General features: G+C 39.1%; 22 protein-coding genes, 2 tRNA genes and 1 riboswitch. Of the genes, 22 read left to right on the top strand and 2 right to left on the bottom strand.

The genetic code is table 11. The annotated features are described in order from the left end of the window. The first annotated feature begins 18 nt into the window (after positions 1-18). The 22 genes from glpK to purD all read left to right on the top strand — a co-directional run bounded on the left by glpK (position 19) and on the right by purD (position 21993). Complete coding sequence (glpK, locus tag AC3B5D_RS10025) at positions 19-1530, top strand: glycerol kinase GlpK (RefSeq protein ID WP_489840178.1); 1512 nt, start codon at positions 19-21, stop codon at positions 1528-1530. A 123-nt stretch (positions 1531-1653) separates the two neighbouring features. Beyond that, positions 1654-3120: a glucose-6-phosphate dehydrogenase gene (zwf, locus tag AC3B5D_RS10030; protein ID WP_489840177.1), complete on the top strand. Its 1467-nt coding sequence runs from the start codon at positions 1654-1656 to the stop codon at positions 3118-3120. Positions 3121-3208: 88 nt separating this feature from the next. Next, the gene (locus tag AC3B5D_RS10035; RefSeq protein WP_489840176.1) at positions 3209-3679 is read left to right on the top strand and encodes an 8-oxo-dGTP diphosphatase; all 471 of its coding nucleotides are present in this window, start codon (positions 3209-3211) and stop codon (positions 3677-3679) included. Positions 3680-3834: 155 nt separating this feature from the next. Next, positions 3835-4689, top strand: a complete 855-nt coding sequence (gene purR / locus AC3B5D_RS10040) for a pur operon repressor (protein WP_489840175.1) — start codon at positions 3835-3837, stop codon at positions 4687-4689. A 16-nt stretch (positions 4690-4705) separates the two neighbouring features. Further along, positions 4706-6088, top strand: a complete 1383-nt coding sequence (gene glmU, locus AC3B5D_RS10045; RefSeq protein WP_489840174.1) for a bifunctional UDP-N-acetylglucosamine diphosphorylase/glucosamine-1-phosphate N-acetyltransferase GlmU — start codon at positions 4706-4708, stop codon at positions 6086-6088. Positions 6089-6213: 125 nt separating this feature from the next. Next, complete coding sequence (locus tag AC3B5D_RS10050; protein WP_489840173.1) at positions 6214-7200, top strand: ribose-phosphate diphosphokinase; 987 nt, start codon at positions 6214-6216, stop codon at positions 7198-7200. A gap of 63 nt (positions 7201-7263) precedes the next feature. Then, the gene (locus AC3B5D_RS10055) at positions 7264-8208 is read left to right on the top strand and encodes a nucleoside hydrolase (RefSeq protein ID WP_489840172.1); all 945 of its coding nucleotides are present in this window, start codon (positions 7264-7266) and stop codon (positions 8206-8208) included. A 123-nt stretch (positions 8209-8331) separates the two neighbouring features. Beyond that, positions 8332-8631 carry a 30S ribosomal protein S6 gene (gene rpsF, locus AC3B5D_RS10060; RefSeq protein ID WP_002828739.1) on the top strand — a complete coding sequence of 100 codons (300 nt, stop codon included), beginning with the start codon at positions 8332-8334 and terminating at the stop codon, positions 8629-8631. 69 nt (positions 8632-8700) lie between these two features. Further along, the gene (gene ssb / locus AC3B5D_RS10065; RefSeq protein WP_489840171.1) at positions 8701-9252 is read left to right on the top strand and encodes a single-stranded DNA-binding protein; all 552 of its coding nucleotides are present in this window, start codon (positions 8701-8703) and stop codon (positions 9250-9252) included. Between the two features lie 54 nt (positions 9253-9306). After that, complete coding sequence (rpsR, locus tag AC3B5D_RS10070; RefSeq protein ID WP_042492992.1) at positions 9307-9549, top strand: 30S ribosomal protein S18; 243 nt, start codon at positions 9307-9309, stop codon at positions 9547-9549. 119 nt (positions 9550-9668) lie between these two features. Next, positions 9669-10148: a hypothetical protein gene (locus AC3B5D_RS10075; protein ID WP_489840170.1), complete on the top strand. Its 480-nt coding sequence runs from the start codon at positions 9669-9671 to the stop codon at positions 10146-10148. 474 nt (positions 10149-10622) lie between these two features. Then, positions 10623-11117: a 5-(carboxyamino)imidazole ribonucleotide mutase gene (gene purE, locus AC3B5D_RS10080; protein ID WP_489840169.1), complete on the top strand. Its 495-nt coding sequence runs from the start codon at positions 10623-10625 to the stop codon at positions 11115-11117. After that, complete coding sequence (gene purK / locus AC3B5D_RS10085) at positions 11098-12231, top strand: 5-(carboxyamino)imidazole ribonucleotide synthase (protein ID WP_489840168.1); 1134 nt, start codon at positions 11098-11100, stop codon at positions 12229-12231. The genes purE and purK overlap by 20 nt, the downstream gene beginning before the upstream one ends. Before the next feature lie 2 nt (positions 12232-12233). Further along, positions 12234-12971, top strand: a complete 738-nt coding sequence (purC, locus tag AC3B5D_RS10090; RefSeq protein WP_489840167.1) for a phosphoribosylaminoimidazolesuccinocarboxamide synthase — start codon at positions 12234-12236, stop codon at positions 12969-12971. Positions 12972-12976: 5 nt separating this feature from the next. After that, complete coding sequence (gene purS, locus AC3B5D_RS10095) at positions 12977-13240, top strand: phosphoribosylformylglycinamidine synthase subunit PurS (RefSeq protein WP_489840166.1); 264 nt, start codon at positions 12977-12979, stop codon at positions 13238-13240. Continuing rightward, positions 13237-13923 (top strand): phosphoribosylformylglycinamidine synthase subunit PurQ, encoded by a 687-nt coding sequence (gene purQ / locus AC3B5D_RS10100; RefSeq protein WP_489840165.1) that lies wholly within the window; start codon positions 13237-13239, stop codon positions 13921-13923. Before purS ends, purQ begins: the two co-directional genes overlap by 4 nt. Beyond that, the gene (gene purL, locus AC3B5D_RS10105; protein WP_489840164.1) at positions 13916-16150 is read left to right on the top strand and encodes a phosphoribosylformylglycinamidine synthase subunit PurL; all 2235 of its coding nucleotides are present in this window, start codon (positions 13916-13918) and stop codon (positions 16148-16150) included. The genes purQ and purL overlap by 8 nt, the downstream gene beginning before the upstream one ends. Further along, on the top strand, positions 16135-17586 hold the full coding sequence (purF, locus tag AC3B5D_RS10110) for an amidophosphoribosyltransferase (RefSeq protein WP_489840163.1): 1452 nt from the start codon (positions 16135-16137) through the stop codon (positions 17584-17586). Before purL ends, purF begins: the two co-directional genes overlap by 16 nt. 22 nt (positions 17587-17608) lie before the next feature. Continuing rightward, entirely contained in the window at positions 17609-18625 is a 1017-nt protein-coding gene (gene purM, locus AC3B5D_RS10115) for a phosphoribosylformylglycinamidine cyclo-ligase (protein WP_489840162.1), read from the top strand. Further along, entirely contained in the window at positions 18625-19209 is a 585-nt protein-coding gene (purN, locus tag AC3B5D_RS10120; protein ID WP_489840161.1) for a phosphoribosylglycinamide formyltransferase, read from the top strand. The genes purM and purN overlap by 1 nt, the downstream gene beginning before the upstream one ends. Before the next feature lies 1 nt (position 19210). Then, on the top strand, positions 19211-20740 hold the full coding sequence (gene purH / locus AC3B5D_RS10125) for a bifunctional phosphoribosylaminoimidazolecarboxamide formyltransferase/IMP cyclohydrolase (RefSeq protein ID WP_489840160.1): 1530 nt from the start codon (positions 19211-19213) through the stop codon (positions 20738-20740). Between the two features lie 17 nt (positions 20741-20757). Further along, positions 20758-21993: a phosphoribosylamine--glycine ligase gene (gene purD, locus AC3B5D_RS10130; RefSeq protein WP_489840159.1), complete on the top strand. Its 1236-nt coding sequence runs from the start codon at positions 20758-20760 to the stop codon at positions 21991-21993. 50 nt (positions 21994-22043) lie between these two features. Here purD and AC3B5D_RS10135 read toward each other — a convergent pair. Both AC3B5D_RS10135 and AC3B5D_RS10140 read right to left on the bottom strand, forming a co-directional pair. Next, positions 22044-22116 (bottom strand) — tRNA-Lys (locus tag AC3B5D_RS10135). A gap of 106 nt (positions 22117-22222) precedes the next feature. Continuing rightward, positions 22223-22295, bottom strand: a tRNA-Lys gene (locus AC3B5D_RS10140). A gap of 131 nt (positions 22296-22426) precedes the next feature. Then, positions 22427-22529, top strand: a riboswitch (purine riboswitch). Positions 22530-22587 lie beyond the last annotated feature (58 nt).

Below are 22587 nucleotides of genomic sequence, written 5' to 3' on the forward strand. Positions count from 1 at the left end.
ATTATTGGGGAACAAAAAATGGCCATAAAAAAACCAGAATATATCTTAGCAATCGATCAGGGGACAACAGGTACGCGCGCCATCGTGTTTAACCACAATGCGCGACGTGTTACATCTGTTGCTGTACCGATGACACCAGTGGTACCACAGACGGGTTGGTTGGAACAACGACCAATGGATATTTGGCATGCGACACAAACAGCTGTTGCTGATGCATTAATTAATGCAGGTATTCGTGGAGATGAAATTAAGGCATTAGGGATCGCCAACCAACGAGAAACAACCATTATTTGGCATCGTCAAACTGGTCAACCAATTTATAATGCTATTAGTTGGTCATCCACGCAATCACAGGCTATTGCACAAGAAATTGCAGACAATCAGCAACAAACAGAACTCATTCGACAAAAAACGGGGTTGCCAATTAGTGCTTACTTTTCAGCAACAAAGATTCGGTGGATTTTAGATCATGTACCGGGTGCACAAGCAGCTGCAGAAAAGGGTGACTTAGTATTTGGAACGATCGATACATGGCTAACGTGGCAATTAACAGATGGTGCCATTCATGCAACTGATGCAACGAACGCAGCTCGAACCATGCTATATAATATTCATACGCAAGAGTGGGATCAAGAACTATTAGATTTGTTCAATATTCCAGCTAGTATGCTACCACGCGTCTACAAGAGTAGTGAAATTATTGGTAAGACAAGTCCAATGTCATTTTTTGGTGGTCAGGTGCCCATTGCCAGCTTAATTGGTGACCAAAATGCATCAATGGTTGGTCAATTAGCCTTAGAAAAAGGCATGGTGAAAAACACCTATGGTGCAGGTGCATTTATGATCATGAATACGGGACATAAACCAGTGATGTCCCAAAATCGATTGGTGACAACAATTGGCTATCAGGTTAATGATAAACCGGTTTATGCTTTGGAAGGTTCAATTTTTTCTGCAGGTACAGCTATTCAGTGGTTACATGATCGCTTAGAGTTGATTGAGACGCAATTAGATGCTTGGTCGTTAGCTGAACAGTCAACGAATAATGATGAAGTATATATTATTCCAGCGTTTAATGGGTTGGGCGCACCTTATTGGGATCCAAATGCAAGAGGCAGTGTCTTTGGTATGACGAGAGGGACCAACAAAGCCGATTTTGTGAAAGCAACCTTACAATCAATTGCTTATCAAACGGCGGATATCTTATCAACGATGAAAAAAGATTCCGGCTATGAACTAGCCACAATGAAAGCGGATGGTTCTGTGTCACGTAATCCATACTTGATGCAATTCCAAGCAGACATTGCGCATGTAGAAATTGAACGTTCTTTAGATGAAGATGCAACACCGTTAGGCGCAGCTTTTTTGGCGGGATTAGCGATTGGTTATTGGCAAGATTTGTCCGACTTAGAACAATATGTCCAAGCTGGTCGTCAATTTAAGCCAACGTTAGCTGAAGAACAACGTCAACACTTACGACAAGGTTGGCGTCGTGCAATTAAAGCAACGCAATACTTTGGCCAGAATTAAAATTGTAAGCGATTTACATTAATATAGAAATATTGTGAAAAAAAGTTTATAATTGTTCATATTAAAGTGATGAACTAATAGAGAGTTATTCTTAATGAACGAACAAGTAAAGGAGCATTCATCGTGCCTAAAGAAATTACAACATTGTTAACGTTTTTTGGTGGAACTGGCGATTTAGCAAAACGTAAGCTATATCCATCTACTTATAACCTGTTTAAGAAAGGTTTCTTACAAGAACACTTTGCGATTATTGGAACTGCACGTCAGGCCTTGACGACAGATGAATTTCGTCAGTTAGTGCGGACATCAATTGCTGATACGACTGAAAATCAAGCAAATGCTGAAGAGTTTGTTTCACACTTTTACTACATTCAACAAGATATTACGGACCAAAAGGGCTATGCTGATATGCTTGCATTAAATAATGAGTTAGATGCTAAGTATAGTTTGAAAGGCAATCGTATTTTCTATATGTCTGTTGCACCTCGATTCTTTGGTACAGTGGCAAAATACCTAAAGTCAGAACATTTAATCACTGACAACGGCGAATTCAACCGTTTGATGATCGAAAAACCATTTGGTTCATCATATGAGACCGCTGAAGCATTACAAAATGAGTTATCAGAAGCTTTTGATGAGAACCAAATTTATCGTATTGATCACTATCTTGGTAAAGAGATGGTGCAAAATATTGCAGCAGTTCGTTTTGGTAATCCATTATTTGATGCCACTTGGAACAAAGATTACATTGAAAATATCCAAGTAACGCTATCAGAGGTTTTGGGTGTTGAAGAGCGTGCTGGTTATTATGATACAGCTGGTGCTTTACGTGATATGATCCAAAATCACACGATGCAGGTCATTGGGTGGTTAGCTATGGAGAAGCCGGCATCATTTAACGATAAAGAAATTCGAGCAGCTAAGAATGCAGCCTTTAATTCATTAAAGATTTACAATTCAGCTGAAGAAGTTGCCGAGAATTTTGTGCGTGGTCAATATGGCGAATCAGCTGATGGTTCACAAAAAAAGTATTTGGATGAAATGGACGTGCCTGCAGATTCACAAAACAATACCTATGTTGCTGGTAAATTGCAATTTGATATGCCACGTTGGGAAGGTGTGCCTTTCTATATTCGTTCAGGTAAGCGGTTGGCTGCTAAGTCAACACGTGTTGATGTGGTCTTTAAGAAAGGCTTGAATATCTTTGGTGATGATGTATCATTGCAAAACCCAGTTTTGTCAATTTTGATTGATCCTAAGGGTGGCATTGAATTTAAGATTAACGCTAAGGATATTACATCAGCTTTTGCAACTCGAATGATTGATTTGCAATGGCAAGTATCTGATAAAGATAAGGCACTGACACCAGAGCCTTATGAGCGTATGATTCATGATGCCATGAATGGTGATGGGTCAAACTTTGCTGATTGGAACGGTGTTGGTACTGCATGGCGTTTCGTTGATGCCATTCAGGCAGCTTGGGACGCTAAGAAAGAAAAGTTTCCTAATTATGTTTCAGGCTCAATGGGACCTGTTGCGGCTGATGAATTATTAGCTAAAGATGGTAATGAATGGGTCTTCAAAGGCTAATTTTAGATAATGAAATAAAATAAATCATCCTCCGTAACCATGGTGTCAATCACAGGTAACGGGGGATGATTTGCATCAGGGAGAAAAAATGGCAAGATATACATCGATTGAATTAACAAATATGATTATGATAGAGAATCCAACGACGCATGAAATTTTAGTAGAAGATCGGCGCAATCCAAATTGGTCGGGCGTGACCTTTCCAGGTGGACATGTTGAAATTGGTGAAACAGTCACGCAATCAGTTTATCGTGAAGCACTTGAAGAAACCGGCTTAACGATTACCAAACCCAAATTAGTCGGTATCAAGGAGTGGCCTTTGCCAGATGGCGCTCGTTACATCGTCTTTCTTTATAAGACAGATGAGTATCAAGGCCAGATTAGAACTGGACGTGAAGGCCAGATTTTTTGGACGACACGTGAAAAATTGTTAAGTGGTCAGTACCAATTGCCAAATACATTTGCCGAAATGTTACCCGTGTTTGACCAGCCTGATATCAATGAATTAGCATTGCATGCAACGGTTGCGGGTGAAACACGAACGGTTAGTTGGCAATAAGCCTGTAGAATACGAACGTCCGAAAAATAATTTAATTTTAAACGATTATGTCGCTTGAATTCGGGTTTAATTGGAATTATTAAACTTAAAATGAACGACTATGTTATAATGTCAGTATTAAATTAAAAATTACCGAACGTTCGAGGTTATAAAATATGAAAACACGTCGAAGTGATCGTCTAGTAGATATGACACGTTACTTGTTAGAGCGACCACGTACTTTAGTCTCACTAACACATTTTGCAGAAGAATACGAAAGTGCAAAATCTTCTATTTCAGAAGATTTAACGATTTTAAAGCGTACATTTCGTGAACGTGGCATTGGTTTATTAGAAACAATTCCCGGTGCAGCTGGTGGTGCACGCTTTACACCATATATGACACAGACCGATGCGGATGAATTTGTACAATCTTTGGTTAACGCGATTGATGACGAAACACGAGTATTACCTGGTGGTTATGTTTATTTGTCTGATATTTTAGGGCAACCATGGTTCTTACAACGAATCGGTCGTTTAATTGCTACACAATATTTACGCGAGCCCATTGATGCCGTGATGACTGCAGCGACAAAAGGGGTGCCTGTTGCGCAAGCTGTTGCTGAACAGTTAAATGTGCCATTTGTTATTGTGCGTAACGATACCAAAGTTACTGAAGGACCAACGATGTCAGTTAATTATGTGACTGGACAATCACAACGTCTTGAAAAGCTTGAACTATCACGACGTTCTTTGCCGATGGGTTCACGTGTCTTGATTGTGGATGACTTCATGAAAGCTGGTGGGACCATTCGCGGTATGGCATCGTTAGTTAAAGAATTTGAAGGACAAGTTGTTGGTGCTGCGGTTGTTGCAGAAGGTCGAGTAGCACACCGAGTGATTGATGATTACACATCATTAATTCATGTTGACACGAATAAAGATGACGGCATTATCAAAGTGACATCTGGTAACTATGCAGATGAAATTTATGCCAAATTTGAAGAACAATTAGAAAATAAAAAAGATTAGATCAAAGGTGGTAGTCATGCAGAGATTTGTCATTGTTTTGGCAGCTGGAAAAGGGACGCGAATGAAATCGGATTTACCCAAAGTGTTGCATAAAGTTGGTGGGAAACCAATGGTGCAGTTAGTGGTAGATACGGTCAAAAAAGCAGGTGTTGCGAAGGTTGTGACGATTGTTGGTAATGGTGCTGAACAAGTCCGTCAGACTCTTGGAAAATCATCTGAATTTGCGGAGCAAACAGAACAATTAGGAACGGGACATGCGATTCAAATGGCAGCACCATTGTTGGCAGATCAACAGGGTGTGACATTGATTGCTTCTGGTGATGCCCCAATGTTCACGACAGCAACTTATGAAGCTTTATTTAATTACCATGAACAATCAAATAATGCTGTGACGGTATTAACAGCGAAAGCGCCAGATCCAACAGGTTATGGTCGGATTATTCGTGACGATCAAGGAAATGTGCTACGTATCGTTGAACAAAAAGATGCTAACGATGATGAAAAAAAAGTAGATGAAATTAATACTGGTGTGTATGTTTTTGATAATCATTTATTATTTGAAAGTCTAAAACGGGTGACTAATGATAATGCACAGGGTGAGTATTATTTACCTGACACATTAGAAATTTTACGTGAATCAGGTCAGACTGTTGGCGCTTTCCAAATTAATGATTTTGGTGAATCGATGGGTGTCAATGATCGTGTGGCCTTAGCAAAAGCTAACGAAATTATGCGTCAACGTATCAATGAAGCACATATGCGTGCAGGAGTAACTTTAGTTGATCCAGCAAACACATACATTGATATTGATGTTGAAATTGGGGCTGATACGTTGATTGAGCCCAACGTTTACTTAAAGGGTGACACGAAGATTGGACGACATGTTGTGTTGACAGCGGGAACGAAAATAGTCGACTCTATTGTTGCGGATGGTGCACAAATAGATGCAAGTCATCTAGAAGAAGCCGAAGTGCGAGAAGCAGCAACAGTTGGACCGTTTGCACACTTACGGCCAGCGGCTTATCTTGCTCGTGAAGCGCATGCTGGTAATTTTGTGGAAGTTAAAAAGGCAACACTTGGTGAACGTTCAAAGATGGGACACTTATCTTATTTGGGTGATGCAACTGTTGGTGAAGATGTAAATATTGGTGCTGGCACGGTTTTTGTTAATTATGATGGCCAAAATAAATGGCATTCTAATGTGGGCGATCGCGCATTTATTGGCTCAGGTTCGAAAATTATTAGTCCCGTTGAAATTGCTGATGAAGCTTTTGTTGCAGCAGGTTCAATTATTACTGATGACATTCCGAAACATGCCATGGGAATTGCACGTGCTCGGCAAACTGTTAAGTCAGATTTCTGGCAACGGACGCCACTCTTTAAAAAGTTCCATAAATAACAACTTTATCTGATTACTGAGTGCATGAGTCGATTAATAATAGATTGAAGAATACATTGAAAAACTGTACAATGAGACTATTAAAGACTTGAATACACAATTGGATGTGTCTAATGGAGGAAAGCATGGCAACTTATTCGGATCCACATTTGAAAATTTTTTCATTGAGCAGCAACCGCCCATTAGCGGAAAAAATTGCGGCAGCTATTGGTGTGGAACTATCGAAAATTAATATCGCTCGTTTTAGTGACGGTGAAATTCAGATAAATATTGAGGAATCAGTTCGTGGAGATAATGTTTACATTATTCAACCGACATCGGCACCCGTTAACGACAGTTTAATGGAATTGCTGATTATGATTGATGCACTACGTCGTGCAAGTGCACGCTCAATTAATGTTGTAATGCCTTATTATGGTTATGCACGTCAAGATCGTAAGGCGCGTTCTCGTGAGCCAATTTCAGCAAAATTAGTTGCTAATATGTTGGAAATGGTTGGCGCAACACGTGTTCTAGCGCTTGACTTACATGCATCACAGATCCAAGGATTCTTTGATATTCCCGTTGATCACATGATGGGAGCACCATTATTAGCTGATTACCTGATTACAACTGGTATTGCAGATGATAATACAGTTGTTGTATCACCGGATCATGGTGGTGTAACACGTGCTCGTGCCTTAGCTGAATTATTGGGTTCTCATGAACCAATCGCAATTATTGATAAACGTCGTCCAAAGGCAAATGTGGCGCAAATCATGAATATCATTGGTGATGTGAAGGGTAAGCGTGCAATCATGATTGACGATATGATCGACACTGGTGGTACCATCACGCAAGGCGCACAAAAGCTAAAAGATGAGGGTGCTTCTGAGGTTTACGTTGTTGCAACACACGCAGTATTTTCAGGAAAAGCGGTTGAAAACTTACAGAATTCTGTCTTTGAACAAGTCATTGTGACGGATTCAATCAACTTACCTGAAGAAAAGAAATTCCCAAAGTTGGTACAAGTTTCTACTGCAGAATTGATTGCCGAGGCGATTAAGCGCATTAATGAGAATAAGGCAGTTTCGCCATTGTTCAAGAATCGCTTTCATCGGACAGTTGAGTAAAAAATAAGTCGTTGTTCTAGCAAAGTTTAGAGCAACGCTTTTTTATAACAAAGGGAGAAGAATATGGCAAAGAAGAAAATGATTTTAGATTTAGATACTGGGGTTGATGATGCACTTGCGTTAGCATACGCTTTAGCAACACCAGATGCTGATTTGATTGGTGTGGTAACTTCTTTTGGTAATACACAAGTAAATACAGCAGCAGAAAATACGCTGAAATTATTAGAGTTGTTAGGTACAAGTAATGTACCTGTCTTTGTTGGAGCAAGTCATTCATCAACAACCGACCATTTTGAGACAATGCAAGTTTCGATGGATATTCATGGTAAAAATGCGATTGGGGATGTGATACTACCAGACTCGGAACAAACAGTTGAAACAACGTCAGCGGTTGACTTTTTGATTACGGCTGCGCACCAATATGCTGATGATTTGATTATTGTGCCAACAGGACCATTAACAAATTTGGCTGCTGCTTATAAACAAGATCCTGCCATTGCTGATTTAATTGGTAATGTGACACTAATGGGTGGTGCTTTGACGGTACCTGGCAATGTCACACCATACACTGAAGCTAATATCAATCAAGATCCTGAGGCAGCTGACTACGTCTTTAAACATGCTAAGCATTTGGTTATGGTTGGATTAGATGTCACGTTGCAGACGTTATTAACGAAAAAAGAAACGCAACAGTGGCGTGATCTAGGAACAGAAAAAGGCCGTGTGTTTGCAGATATTTTTGATTATTATATTGATGCTTATTATAATTTAGATATTAATAAAGCAGGCGCAGCGTTACATGATCCTTTAGCGGTCGGTGTGGCAGTTGATCCTAATTTTGTGTCGTTATTACCATTGAATATGATGGTTGATGTCAATGATGGTCGGACCATTGGTGATTTAAGTCGTTTACATGAGTCCAAAAAGAATAACTTCGTTGCTGTTGCAGTTGACGAGCCATTTTACCTAGAGCGTTTTATGAATTACACATTGACAATTTTGGCCTAGCAAGGGTTATAACACTTGCAAATTGTTGTATTGTCGTGTAGTATAAGTGTTTGTGAGTTATCATTTTTGTTAACTCTCCTTGCCGGCAGGTAGTCGGCCATAGACCAAAAGGAGGAATATATAATGGCATACGAATTAACATACATTATTCGCCCTGACATGAATGCTGACGCTAAGAAAGCATTGGTTGAGCGTTTTGACAAGGTGTTGTCAGATAATGGTGCTACGGTGGTTGAGTCAAAGGACTGGTCATCACGTCGCTTTACTTATGAAATTGCAGGTTACCGTGAGGGTCTTTACCACATTGTTAACTTTACTGCAGAAGATGACGCAGCAATTAACGAATTTGACCGTTTGGCTAAGATTTCAGAAGATATCTTGCGTCACATGGTTGTTAAGCGTGAGTTAGCATCAGCTGAGTAATTTTTATAAATGACATTAATTTAATAATTTAGGGGCTAGGTCTAAAGACCTTGAAAGGAGGCTTTCCATATGATAAATCGAGTTGTTCTGGTTGGTCGTTTAACTCGTGATGTTGAATTACGTTATACGACTTCTGGCGCTGCTGTGGGTTCATTTACAATTGCTGTTAATCGGCAGTTTACAAATGCTAACGGTGAGCGTGATACTGATTTTATTAATGCTGTTATTTGGCGTAAGTCAGCAGAAAATTTTGCTAATTTTACTTCAAAAGGATCATTAGTTGGTATTGAAGGTCGTATCCAAACTCGTAACTATGAAAATCAACAAGGACAGCGTGTTTACGTTACTGAAGTTGTTGTTGATAACTTCTCGTTATTGGAAAGTCGTGCAGAAAGTGAGGCGCGTCGTTCGCAAAATGGTTCGAACAATTCGAATAATTTTGGTGGCGGTCAACAGCGTAACCAGGGGAACTTCAATTCCTCATCTTCACAAAATCCATTTGGTGCACCCGCATCAAATGGCAATGTGTTTAATGGAAGCGCTGCTAGTTCACAAGCATCTGACGATCCTTTCGGTGGTGGTCAAGAGATTGATATCTCTGATGATGATTTACCATTCTAAATTATTAAGCGTAACATTGTCTAACGACATTATTCTATCAGGAGGAATTTAATCATGGCACAACAACGTCGTGGTGGCGGACCTCGTCGCCGTCGTAAGGTTGACTTTATCGCAGCCAACCATATTGAATATGTGGATTACAAAGATACTGAATTGTTGGAGCGTTTCATTTCAGAACGTGGTAAGATCTTGCCTCGTCGTGTGACTGGTACTTCATCAAAGAACCAACGTAAAGTTACGACTGCTATTAAGCGTGCTCGTATCATGGGCCTTTTGCCATTCGTTGCGGAAGACTAATTTGTATTTTAAAAAGCGACCATCATTTAATTGGTGGTCGCTTTTTGTATGGTCTTATCATTCGTTTCAGTATGTTGTATCAGTTATAATAAATGTAATAAAAAATGGGGAAGGGAAATATGAAAAGAATTTGGATGTATATAGTCGTATTCATATTGGGTATTATTATTGGTGGGATTAGTGTTTACTATATATCTGATTATCATGTTGATCAATCAGAAGAAAAATATGAATCGAGCTATCGTGAATCCCAGGCTTCGTCATTCAAAAACGAGCAAAATAAAACTGTAACTAGTCAAAGTAGTCAGAGTGGCAGCTCTCAAACTAGCGCGATTGCTTTGCCAACGCAAAATGAAGTGACTCAGCAAGTCAGTGATATGTTAAATCAGTTTATTAAAGAGCAAAAAAATGAGTTGATTAAAGAGGTGTCAGTGAGTGATGCTGCTGATGCCTTTGAAGATTCTTATTTGGATAGTTATGAAGATGATTTGAAAGCGAAATATCCAGGTGAGTCAAATGAAGATCAGATTGAGCATTTGTTAGATGTTGCTGAAGCAACGGTTAATGTGCAACAAAAAATTTCAGACAGTAAATCATAATCTAATAAAGAAACTGTTAACAAGATAGTGAGACAAAAGACGTTCTGAAGCCGATTATAACGATGATTAGGAAATTTTAGTTCGAAGAATCGGCCCCCTTAATTGTTGTTACAGCAAGCATTCAGTCTTTTGGAACATATTTAAGGACGTCAATCTACCAGTCAATGAACTAAACCCCGTAAGTTGGAGTAAATCCAAACTTACGGGGTTTATTATGTATTCAAAAGAAATTCAAATAGCAGTTTGCTCCCGATCCTTTCAAATGATGTTCTTTTTAGCTGATCATAATGACTGGTATCGTAACTCCTTTTTTATGTCAATCATTACTTAAAATACGAACTTTAAATTAATTAAAAGCTTTATTTAGCTATTAATTTAAATAAATACGAACTATTGCATTGACTTATATTTAATCGTTAAGTATTATGAAGGTGAAAATAAGTATGTTGCCTAATGACGTTTAAGGAGTGAGCAATGACAATAGCAGGTGAAGTCGCAATATTGATGGGTTCAATTTCAGATTGGCCAACAATGAAATTAACATGTCAACAACTAGATGAAATGGATATTCCATATCAAAAACAGATTATCTCGGCACATCGAATGCCAAGCGAATTACAAACATTTGGTCAACGAGCTCGAGAAAAGGGAATTAAAGTCATTATCGCTGGTGCTGGTGGTGCTGCTCATTTACCTGGAATGATTGCTGCAAACACAACACTACCAGTTATTGGGGTACCGATGAAAACACATGCTCTTAATGGTGTCGATTCACTACTTTCAATTGTTCAAATGCCTGCCGGTACACCAGTTGCAACGGTCAGTATTGGTGAAGCGGGTGCTAAAAATGCAGCTATTTTGGCAGCACAGATATTGAGCATCACGCAAGCTAATATTGAAAAATCACTTAATGATTTTAAACAAGCACAACGGTTAGCGTCTATGGAAAGTGAGAAACATTTTGATTAAAAACATTTTACCACCAGCGACGATTGGCATTGTGGGTGGTGGACAGTTAGGACAGATGTTGGCATTAAGTGCTAAAAGTATGGGTTATCAAGTTGGTATTTTGGATCCAACGGCTAAGGCACCAGCAGCACAAGTCGCTGATTTTCAAATCATTGCTGAGTATGATGATGAAAAATCATTATTAGCACTCGCTCAACGTAGTGATGTTTTAACTTATGAGTTTGAAAATGTTGCGGAAGAAACTTTGAAACAAGCTAGCGAGTATGCAGATTTACCGCAAGGAACCCAATTATTACATGTGACAGGTCAGCGACTACGAGAAAAAAATTTTTTGAGAGAAGCGAATGTGCCAATTGCAAACTTTGCTGCTGTGACTGACGAAGATTCCTTAAAAAAAGCAATTTCTAAGATTGGATTACCAGCAATTTTAAAAACAGTTAGTGGTGGTTATGATGGTCATGGTCAATTAGATATCAATAGTCAATTGGACATGATGAAAGCGAAACAGCTTTATAATCATGGACTGTGTATTTTAGAAGCACGTCAAAATTTTAAAGCAGAAGCGGCCATGATGGTAACAAGAGATTTAAATCAACGAGTTGTGACATTTCCGTTAGTGGCTAACTATCACAAAAACCATATTTTACATACAACGGTTGCTTCAAATCAGTTTTCTCAGATATTGCAACAAAAAGCTCAAAAATATGCTGAACAGATTGCTGAAAAGTTGCAATTGTACGGTGTGTTAGGCATTGAATTTTTTATATTAAATGATTATGAATTGGTCGTTAATGAATTAGCGCCACGTCCACATAATTCAGGCCATTATACGATTGAAGCTTGTAATATTTCGCAATTTGAAGCCCATATTCGCAGTATATGTGGACTACCCATCCCACAAATTAAGCAAATTAAGCCAGCGGTGATGCGGAACATATTGGGTACAGATTTAAATTTAGCACGTCAATTATTGGTTGAACATCCCGAATGGCATTTTCATGACTATGGAAAATCTGAGATTAGACCGCAACGAAAATTAGGACATATCACAGTTATTGGTGATGATATAGAGCAATTACTTGAAACAACGGCAATGTTAAAGGGAGAAAATTAGCAATGACTGATTTGGAAGCAATTGAAAAACAAGCATTATTGTATCAAGGTAAAGCCAAGCAAATGTATACCACTAATCAACCAGATATTTTATGGGTACATTATATGGATCAAGTAACTGCTTTAAATGGTAAGCGTAAAGTTCAAATGAAAGATAAAGGTAAAGTGAACTGTGCTATCTCAGCGCACTTATTTAAAGATTTACAAGAGCAAGGTATAGCGAATCACTTTATGGCGCAAATGAGTGAAACAGATCAGTTAGTGAAGCGTGTTCAAATGATACCGTTAGAAACAGTTGTTCGTAATTATGCATCTGGTAGTTTTGTTAAACGATATCAGGTTGGATATCTTAAAAAATTTGAACAACCAGTTATTGAATTTTTTTATAAAAATGATGACTTAGACGACCCATTTTTGAACGATGATGATGCATTTGCTTTAGGGATTATAACAAAATCACAAATGGCAACAATTCGTCAATTAGCATTACAAATTAATCAACGTTTAATGAAACGATTTGTTGATATGCATATTCAGCTGGTAGATTTCAAATTGGAATTTGGTTTGACGACAAGTGGCAAAGTGCTCTTAGCAGATGAATTGTCACCTGACAATTGCCGCTTAGTTGATACAGAGACAAAGCAATCATTAGATAAAGATGTTTTTCGTCAAGGATTAGGAGAGATGGTTCCTATCTACGAAGAGATTCTGCATCGTTTACAACAGTCAGAGGAGGCTTAATTAATATGGTAGTCGTGAATGTTTTTGTGAACTATAAAGAGTCTATTTTAAATCCGGAAGCACAGGCAATTAAGCAAGCATTAGATCGGCTAGGATATGAGCATATTATGAATTTAAAAGTGGGTAAGTCTTTTGAACTCGTTTTTGAAGAGGGATTGAGTCGCCAAGCATTAGAACGTGAAGTAAATGAAATTTGTGATCGCATGTTGGCTAACTATAATATGGAAAATTATCGTTACGAAATTACTGAAGGTGAGGTCACACAATGAAGTTTGCTATTTTAGCATTCCCAGGCTCTAATTGTGAACGAGATGCCTACTATGCGATAACAGATGTGCTTCATGAAGAAGCCGAGTTGGTTTCTTATAAAGCGAATTCGTTACGTGGGTTTGATGCAGTGATTGTGCCAGGTGGTTTTTCATATGGCGATTATTTGCGTAGTGGGGCGATTGCACGTTTCGCGCCGATTGTATCAGCACTACAGAATTTTGCGAATAGTGGTCAACCGGTGGTGGGGATTTGTAATGGCTTTCAAATTTTAACAGAGATAGGGCTCTTGCCGGGAACATTACAAAAAAATACAAGTGCGAAATTTGTGTGTCGCAATCAAGCGTTAATTGTTGAAAATAACCAAAGCTTATTTTCAAATCAATACGATCTTGGAGAAAGTGTGACGTTTCCGATAGCGCATGGTGAAGGTAATTATTATTGTGATGCGGAGACATTGGAAAAATTAGAAATGAATCACCAAATTATTTTTAAATATCAAAATAATCCAAATGGTAGTGTGGCGGACATTGCTGGTATCACTAATCAAATGGGAAATGTACTTGGCATGATGCCACATCCTGAACGAGCAACTGAAAAAATTTTGGGGTCTGATGATGGTAATCGGTTGTTTATAGCCATGATTAATTTTGTTAAAAAACATGAGGGAGTTTTAAATGATTAACACAACCAATCAAGCCAGAGAATCTTCACCATTTGACATTGAAACGCAAAAACTTTATCGGTCACTTGGCTTAACTGATGACGAATATCAATTATTAAAAAATAAAGTTCTCGGGCGGTTACCTAATTATACTGAGATGGGGCTTTTTTCTGGTATGTGGAGTGAACATTGTTCTTATAAAAACTCAAAACCTATATTAAAAAAGTTTTTTACGAAAGGGCCACATGTTGTCAAAGGTCCTGGTGAAGGTGCGGGCATTATTGATATTGGCGATGGTCAAGGGGTGGTCTTTAAGGCCGAAAGTCATAATCATCCTTCAGCAGTTGAACCATTTCAAGGGGCAACTACAGGAGTTGGTGGTATTCTACGTGATATTTTTTCAATGGGTGCTCGGCCAATTGCGAGCCTTGATAGTTTACGATTTGGGACACCACGTACACCAGCTGATCGTTATTTGATTTCGCAAGTGGTTGCTGGTATCAGTGCTTACGGCAATTGTATTGGTGTACCTACCGTTGGTGGTGATATGGTTTTTGATGATGCATATGCTCAAAATCCATTGGTCAATGTGATGTGTGTTGGTCTGATGGATTTAGAAAAAATTCAAGTTGGGGCTGCGGCAGGGGTTGGTAATAGTATTATTTATGTCGGTGCTAAAACGGGGCGAGATGGTATTAATGGGGCTTCGTTTGCATCTGCACAATTTGATTCAGAACATGACAGTCAACGTTCTGCCGTTCAGGTTGGGGATCCATTTACTGAAAAGTTAGTGATGGAAGCATGCTTAGAAATTAGTGAGCATCATGCCGATGCGTTGATTGGGATCCAAGATATGGGTGCTGCTGGTTTGGTTTCTTCTTCAGCTGAGATGGGCTCCAAAGCAGGCGGTAATGGTATGGTATTAGATTTAGATCTGGTACCACAACGTGAAACTGATATGACACCATTTGAAATCATGTTGTCAGAATCACAAGAGCGAATGTTATTGTGCGTAAAAAATGGGTATGAAGACGAAATACAAGCTGTTTTTTCAGAATTCGGTGTTGAAGCAGCTGTGATTGGACATGTGACTGATAATGATCATTATCGTTTGGTACATCATGGTCAGGTAGTGGCTGACGTGCCCGTTGATGCATTAGTCTCACAAGCACCGGTTTATTATCGTGAAAGTCAAATGCCGGATCGTATGAAAAATGCTGAAATGACACAATTTATCCCAAAAATTGATTCAGCAACGGACGTTTTGCAACAGATGTTAGCGCAATTAACGATAGCTTCAAAAGAAAGTATTTATGAAACTTATGATTCGCAGGTTCAGACAAACACACTTGTTAAACCAGGTTCAGATGCGGCAATCGTGCGTGTACGACATCATGATAAGGCATTAGCCATGACGACAGATGTCAATGGCCGGTACTTATACTTAAACCCACGTCTTGGTGCCCAAATGGCTGTTGCAGAAGCCGCTCGAAACATTGTGGCATCCGGTGCAGTACCGTTAGGAATAACTGATTGTTTAAACTTTGGTAATCCGGAAAAACCAGAACAATTTTATGAATTAGATCAAGCAGTTCAAGGTATGAGTGAAGCCTGCGAAAAGCTGGCAACACCAGTAATATCGGGGAACGTTTCACTAAATAACGAATTTAATGATGTGCCAATTTATCCAACACCGCTAGTGGGAATGGTTGGCTTAGTGAAAGGCTTAGAACATGTCACCACACAAGACTTTAAGCAAGCGGGTGACTTAGTCTACGTTGTTGGTCAGACACATGATGATTTCAATGGAACAGAAATTCAAAAATTACAGACTGGTCAAGTTTCTGGACAGTTATTTCATTTTGACTTAGATTATGAGATTAAAATGCAAAAATTAGTGACGCAAGCTATTCAAGAAGGCCTGGTACAAAGTGCACATGACGTTTCTGAAGGTGGTCTCATTGTTGCTTTGGCAGAATCAACTTTTGCTCAGCAATTGGGATTACAGCTAGTGAGCGATTTAACGGTTCGTCAGTTCTTTGCTGAAACACAATCACGATTTGTGATATCTATTAGTGCTGAAAACCAGATAGCTTTTGAAGCATTACTGAATGAGCATGCGGTTTATTTAGGACGAGTGACTGATCAGGATCGTTTACAGGTTGTTGCGCGAGATGGTGAGTTTAATTTACCAGTTTCAAAAGCCTTGCATATTTGGAAAGGAGCCCTGGCATGCAGTCTGAAATAAGTAGTTTAAATGAAGAATGTGGGATATTTGGTATCTGGGGAACGCCAGATGCAGCATTTTTAACATATTGTGGTTTATTTGCGCTACAGCACCGTGGTCAAGAAGGAGCTGGCATAACAATTAACGATGCGGGTACTTTACGTACAAAACGTGGTTTGGGTCTACTGAATGATATTTTCAATGCGTCTGATCTTGAAGGATTAGTCGGCCAAGCAGCAGTGGGACATGTTCGCTATGCAACAGCTGGTAGCAATTCATTAGAAAACATTCAACCATTACCCTTCAATTTCAGTGATACACAATTTGCCTTAGCCCATAACGGTAATTTAACAAATGCGCAGACGATTCGTAAACAGCTAGAAAATCAAGGGGCAATTTATCACTCTAGTTCAGATTCAGAGAATTTAATGCACCTCATTCGATTGAGTCATGAAACTAATTTGGATGATCAAGTAAAAGAAGCGTTGCGAAAAATCAAAGGTGGGTTTGCTTATCTGATTTTAACTCAGGATCGTTTGTATGCTGCGCTAGATCCTAATGGTTTTCGACCATTGGTAGTCGGTAAGTTGCCAAATGGTGGGTTTGTTGTTTGTAGTGAGACCTGTGCGTTAGATGCTGTTGGGGCAGCATTTTATTGTGACGTGCAACCGGGTCAGTTATTAAAGATTGATCAGCAAGGTTTATCTGTATCCACATATACATCAGATACGCAATTAGCTATCTGTTCCATGGAATTTATTTATTTTGCGCGACCGGATTCTAATATCTATGGCGTGAATGTACATGCCGCTCGGAAGAGAATGGGAGCATTGCTTGCAAAAGAACAGCCAGCTGATGCAGATATGGTGATCGGTGTACCAAATTCATCACTTTCAGCTGCCATGGGCTACGCCGAAGCTGCAGGGCTACCATATGAAATGGGGTTGATAAAAAATCAATATTCAGCAAGAACTTTTATTCAACCAACGCAAAAATTACGGGATCAAGGCGTCAATATGAAATTATCGGCTGTGAAGGGAGTGGTTGCTGGTAAACGCGTTATTTTGGTAGATGATTCAATTGTACGTGGGACAACTAGCCGACGTATTGTGAAATTATTGAAAGATGCGGGTGCGTTAGAAGTTCATCTCAGAATTGCTTCACCAGAATTACGTTACCCATGTTTTTATGGGATTGATATTCAGCATACTAGTGAATTGATTGCTGCCAATCAAACGATTGATCAAATGCGAAAAACTTTTGGAGCAGATACATTAGGCTTTTTAAGTGTCCATAATTTAATTAAAGCGATTGGTTTAAATACTGGTGCTCCCAATGGGAGTTTGTGTGTGGCTTATTTTGATGGCAACTATCCAACCCCTCTCTATGACTATCAAGAACAATATGATCAAGAACAAGCAATGTTACATCACTGTACAAAAACAACGGTAAGTTGAGCTAAGCAGAAAGGATCATAAAATGGATGCCTATAAAAAGGCTGGTGTTGATATTGCTGCCGGGTATCAACTAGTCAAGCAAATTAAAAAAATAACACATAATGATGCATTGGGCTCGTTTGGCGGTTTGTTGCCATTGGATATGAGCGCTTACCAAGAACCTGTCTTAGTGGCGGGCACTGATGGTGTTGGCACAAAATTATTGGTGGCGATTCAAGCAAATAAACATACACAAGTCGGTGTGGATCTAGTTGCCATGTGTGTTAATGACATACTAGCACAAGGTGCAAAACCATTATTCTTTTTGGATTATATTGGCCTTGGTCACTTAGAAGCGAGACAAACAAAGGATATTTTGACGGGAATCGTTGATGGTATTAAGCAGGCAGATGTTCTGCTGTTAGGTGGCGAGACGGCAGAAATGCCAGATATGTATGAAAAATATCATTACGATTTAGCTGGTTTTGCAGTAGGTATTGCTGAAAAAACACAGGTATTGACTGCTGAAAATACGCAAATGGGGGATGTGCTGTTAGGCTTGGGCTCAAGTGGGTTACATTCGAATGGTTTTAGCTTGGTTCGTGACATTTTATTTAAGCAACATCATTTTGCGTTAACCGATAAGTTGGTTGATCATCATGAAGATTTACAAACAGAATTACTTAAACCAACTCGGATTTATGTGCAATCTGTCTATCCATTAGTGCAGCAAGGGTTGTTACATACAATTGCTCATATTACCGGGGGTGGTTTGATTGAAAATGTGGGTCGTATTCTACCTGACGGGCTTGCTGCTGAAATTAACGTTGAAACGTGGCCGGTACCGCCAATTATGAAATCGCTACAAGCACTCGGTCAACTTACCTTTGCAGATATGACACAAACCTTTAATTTAGGCATTGGATTGGTATTAGCTGTTAAGCCGACAAATGTAGCAACAGTGATGACGGCATTGCAACAGGCTGGTGAACAAGTTTATCGTATTGGTCAAGTCGTCTCTGGTGATGGTGAGGTTGAAATGAGGGGTGAATTGCAATAATGTCAACAATTAAAAAAATTGCTATTTTTGCTTCGGGAGAAGGGACTAATTTTACAGCTTTATACCAAACGTTTCGTCATGAAAAATTACCAGTGAAGGTTAGTTTACTTGTTTGTGATCAGCAACAAGCCAATGTTTTGCGACGTGCACAAGCAGTGCAAGTACCAACGTTAGTCGTTGATTTTAAAGACTATGCCAGTAAAAAAGCTGCTGAAGAGGTCATTGCGCATCGTTTAGCCATTGAACAAATTGATTTTATTTTGTTAGCAGGTTATATGCGGATTATTGGGTCCACTTTGTTAGAAAAATATATTGGCAAAATGGTTAATATTCATCCGGCATTGTTGCCTAATTTTCCTGGTCGTCATGGAATTGCGGATGCTTATCGTGCAGGTGTTAAAGAAACAGGGGTGACGATTCATTGGGTAGATGCTGGCGTTGACTCAGGTCAAATTATTGCCCAACAAAAGGTTCCTGTGTATGATTCGGATCGACTAGTTGATCTTGAACGGCGGATTCATGCCGTTGAAAATCTATTTTATCCAAATGTGGTTAAAGCGTTATTAGAAAAAGGAGAATTTTAAAATGACGAAACGAGCTTTATTGAGTGTTTCTGATAAAACTGGGTTACTTGAAATCGCACAACAATTAATTAACTTAGGCTTTGAACTTATTTCAACAGGTGGTACAAAAAAAGCTTTGGAGATAGGTGGTATTGCAGTGATTGGTGTTGAAGACGTGACAGGTTTTCCTGAAATGTTAGATGGACGAATAAAGACATTGCATCCCAAAATTCATGGTGGCATATTAGCCAAACGAGATAATGATGCACATATGCAACAATTGCAAGAGACAGAAATTACCCCAATTGATTTAGTTATTGTTAATCTTTATCCTTTTAAAGAGACAATCGAAAAGCCGGACACAACAGAGGCACAGGCAATTGAACAAATTGACATTGGTGGTCCAGCAATGCTTCGGGCTGCGGCTAAAAATTTTACAGATGTCTTAACGGTAGTCGATGTTGCTGATTATGATCAAGTCGTAGCGCGCTTAGCATCTGGGCGGGATGATTTAAAATTCAGAAAATCATTAGCTGCTAAGGTATTTCAGCATACGGCGGCATATGATGCGTTAATTGCCAATTATCTAACACCAGAGGCGTTTCCTGAAAAGTTAACGTTGACGTATGAAAAACAACAGAGCCTACGTTACGGTGAAAATAGTCATCAAGCAGCTGCTTTCTATCGCGAACCAATACCAGCAAAATTGTCGATCATTACCAAACAATTACATGGCAAAGCACTGTCGTTTAACAATTTAAAAGATGCTAATGCCGCATTGAATATGGTTAGTGAATTTAATGAACCATGCGTTGTAGCAATGAAACACATGAATCCTTGTGGCGTCGGTATAGCTGATAAGATTGAACGCGCTTGGGATGAAGCATACGAATCGGATCCGATGTCAATTTTTGGTGGTATTGTTGCCGTTAATCGTGAAGTTGATCTTGCCACAGCTCAAAAAATGCACGAAATCTTTTTGGAAATTATCATTGCGCCGTCATTTAGTGCAGATGCATTAGAAGTACTGGCAAAAAAGAAAAATATTCGTTTATTACAAGCTGATTTTAGCCATCGAAAGGAAGCTGAACGCTTTGAGGCGGTTACTGTTAGTGGTGGGTTACTAGTGCAAGAAACAGATCGCGAAGTGGCAGAAATACCGACTTTTGAAGTTGTGACGCAAACACAACCAACACCAGAACAATTAAAAGCACTCCAATTTGGGCAACATGTCGTTAAATTTGTTAAAAGTAATGCGGTTGTTGTAACAACCGCAACGAAAACACTGGGTGTTGGCATGGGACAACCAAATCGCATTGATGCCACTAAGATTGCGATAAACAAAGCGATGCCGAAGGCGGGTTACGAAAATGCCATTTTGGCTTCTGATGCTTTCTTTCCAATGGATGACTGTGTTGAATATGCAGCGCAACACAATATTAAAGCAATTGTGCAGCCAGGGGGGAGTATTCGGGATAAAGATTCAATTGCGATGGCGGATAAGTATGGTATTGCGATGGTAACAACTGGTGTCCGTCATTTTCGACATTAATTAGAAAGGAGTTTTTAATGGTGAAGGTATTGGTCATTGGTTCAGGTGCGCGTGAACATGCGATTGCAGCAACGTTTCTTGCAAGCAGTCAAGTAACGGCTGTTTTTTGTGTACCAGGTAATCCAGGGATGCAACAACATGGTATTCAAACGATGGCGATTGCTGAAAATGATTTTGAACAGTTGGCGAATTTTGCGGTACAACAACGAATCGATCTAATTTTTGTTGGTTCTGAGGCGCCATTAGCAGCGGGAATCGTTGATTTTTTTCAGCAAAAAGGCTTACGTATTTTTGGACCAAATCAAATGGCAGCACAGTTAGAAAGTAATAAAAAATTTGCGAAAGATTTTATGGTTCGTAATCAAGTGCCGACGGCAAAATTTGCATCCTTTACAGATGCAAATAAGGCATTAGAATATGCTCAAAAATTAACTTTGCCACTTGTGGTCAAAGAAAATGGTTTAGCAGGTGGAAAAGGCGTTCAAATTGTCAAGACATGGGCTGATGTCGTAGCTGCTGTAACAGTTGCTTTGAATAATAGTGATCAAATACTCATTGAAGAATTTTTACAGGGTGAAGAATTTTCATTAATGCTTTTTTTGGGTGGTCCTGAGCCGGTGATTTTACCGGTATCACAGGATCATAAAAAAATTTTTGCTGCTGAAACTGGTCCTAATACGGGTGGCATGGGGGCATATTCACCGGTACCTCATATGACATCAGATGTTATTGACCAAGTTAAACGAACAATTATTAAGCCGATAATGGCAGGTTTGCGTAAAGAGCAGTTGATGTATGCTGGAACATTATATATTGGTTGTATATTGACTAGTACTGGTATTAAAGTGATCGAGTTCAATGTGAGATTGGGTGATCCAGAAACTCAGATTTTATTACCACAATTAGAAAGTGATTTTTATGAAGCCGTAACAGACTTAATTGCTGGCAAAACACCACAAATGGTCTGGCAAAATCATGATTATTATTTAGGAACGGTTGTGGTTGCACCGGGTTATCCAATTGCCCCACAGCAGCAAATTAAGTTGCCAAAGCTACCTGCAAATGTTTTTTATGCTGGAGTCATTGTTAAAGGACAGCACCTTTATAGTACTGGTGGTCGTATTTTTACACTGATCGAACACGCTAAAACTCTTAAGGAGGCGCAAAAGAAGGTTAATCAATCGTTAAACCATTTAGTACTGGATGATTTTTATTATCGCACCGATATTGGTTTTCGTGATTTAAACGAATGATTATGATGGCATAAAAAAAGAACGACATTTTGCCGTTCTTTTTTAAGTAGTGGACAAGCAGGGGCTCGAACCCTGGACCCACGGATTAAGAGTCCGTTGCTCTACCAACTGAGCTACTTGTCCAAAAATTGTCTCACAACAACAAACAATAATATATCATACAATGAGTATATATGCAAGTGTTTGTTGTAAGTGAAAAAAAGAACCAATTAGTATTAGTTCTTTAAAATGGACAAGCAGGGGCTCGAACCCTGGACCCACGGATTAAGAGTCCGTTGCTCTACCAACTGAGCTACTTGTCCAAAAATTGTTTCACAACAACGAATACAAATATACCATAAAACGGATCATGATACAAGTTTTTTTATTAGGAAAATTATTAGCAATTAGGTCTTGCAATTTTGTTTTAGCCGAGTAAAATCAATTGATAAATAAATATTAATTAATTGTTGTAGATTTAATCGTTAGATAAACGGGCTAACAAGTTTCTACCGCCTACCCAATAATAGGCGACAATCTACAAATGATTAGGTATAACTGTACAGTTAACTAGCATTTGTAGGATTATATACTATCCTGTAAATGCTTTTTTTA

Source organism: Weissella sp. ESL1177 (assembly GCF_058107185.1).

Coding starts and splice junctions, on each gene's coding strand:
- glpK (WP_489840178.1), top strand. CDS start 19: ATGGCCATAAAAAAACCAGAATATATCTTAGCAATCGATCAGGGGACA.
- AC3B5D_RS10035 (WP_489840176.1), top strand. CDS start 3,209: ATGGCAAGATATACATCGATTGAATTAACAAATATGATTATGATAGAG.
- purR (WP_489840175.1), top strand. CDS start 3,835: ATGAAAACACGTCGAAGTGATCGTCTAGTAGATATGACACGTTACTTG.
- glmU (WP_489840174.1), top strand. CDS start 4,706: ATGCAGAGATTTGTCATTGTTTTGGCAGCTGGAAAAGGGACGCGAATG.
- AC3B5D_RS10050 (WP_489840173.1), top strand. CDS start 6,214: ATGGCAACTTATTCGGATCCACATTTGAAAATTTTTTCATTGAGCAGC.
- AC3B5D_RS10055 (WP_489840172.1), top strand. CDS start 7,264: ATGGCAAAGAAGAAAATGATTTTAGATTTAGATACTGGGGTTGATGAT.
- rpsF (WP_002828739.1), top strand. CDS start 8,332: ATGGCATACGAATTAACATACATTATTCGCCCTGACATGAATGCTGAC.
- ssb (WP_489840171.1), top strand. CDS start 8,701: ATGATAAATCGAGTTGTTCTGGTTGGTCGTTTAACTCGTGATGTTGAA.
- rpsR (WP_042492992.1), top strand. CDS start 9,307: ATGGCACAACAACGTCGTGGTGGCGGACCTCGTCGCCGTCGTAAGGTT.
- AC3B5D_RS10075 (WP_489840170.1), top strand. CDS start 9,669: ATGAAAAGAATTTGGATGTATATAGTCGTATTCATATTGGGTATTATT.
- purE (WP_489840169.1), top strand. CDS start 10,623: ATGACAATAGCAGGTGAAGTCGCAATATTGATGGGTTCAATTTCAGAT.
- purC (WP_489840167.1), top strand. CDS start 12,234: ATGACTGATTTGGAAGCAATTGAAAAACAAGCATTATTGTATCAAGGT.
- purS (WP_489840166.1), top strand. CDS start 12,977: ATGGTAGTCGTGAATGTTTTTGTGAACTATAAAGAGTCTATTTTAAAT.
- purQ (WP_489840165.1), top strand. CDS start 13,237: ATGAAGTTTGCTATTTTAGCATTCCCAGGCTCTAATTGTGAACGAGAT.
- purL (WP_489840164.1), top strand. CDS start 13,916: ATGATTAACACAACCAATCAAGCCAGAGAATCTTCACCATTTGACATT.
- purF (WP_489840163.1), top strand. CDS start 16,135: ATGCAGTCTGAAATAAGTAGTTTAAATGAAGAATGTGGGATATTTGGT.
- purM (WP_489840162.1), top strand. CDS start 17,609: ATGGATGCCTATAAAAAGGCTGGTGTTGATATTGCTGCCGGGTATCAA.
- purN (WP_489840161.1), top strand. CDS start 18,625: ATGTCAACAATTAAAAAAATTGCTATTTTTGCTTCGGGAGAAGGGACT.
- purH (WP_489840160.1), top strand. CDS start 19,211: ATGACGAAACGAGCTTTATTGAGTGTTTCTGATAAAACTGGGTTACTT.
- purD (WP_489840159.1), top strand. CDS start 20,758: ATGGTGAAGGTATTGGTCATTGGTTCAGGTGCGCGTGAACATGCGATT.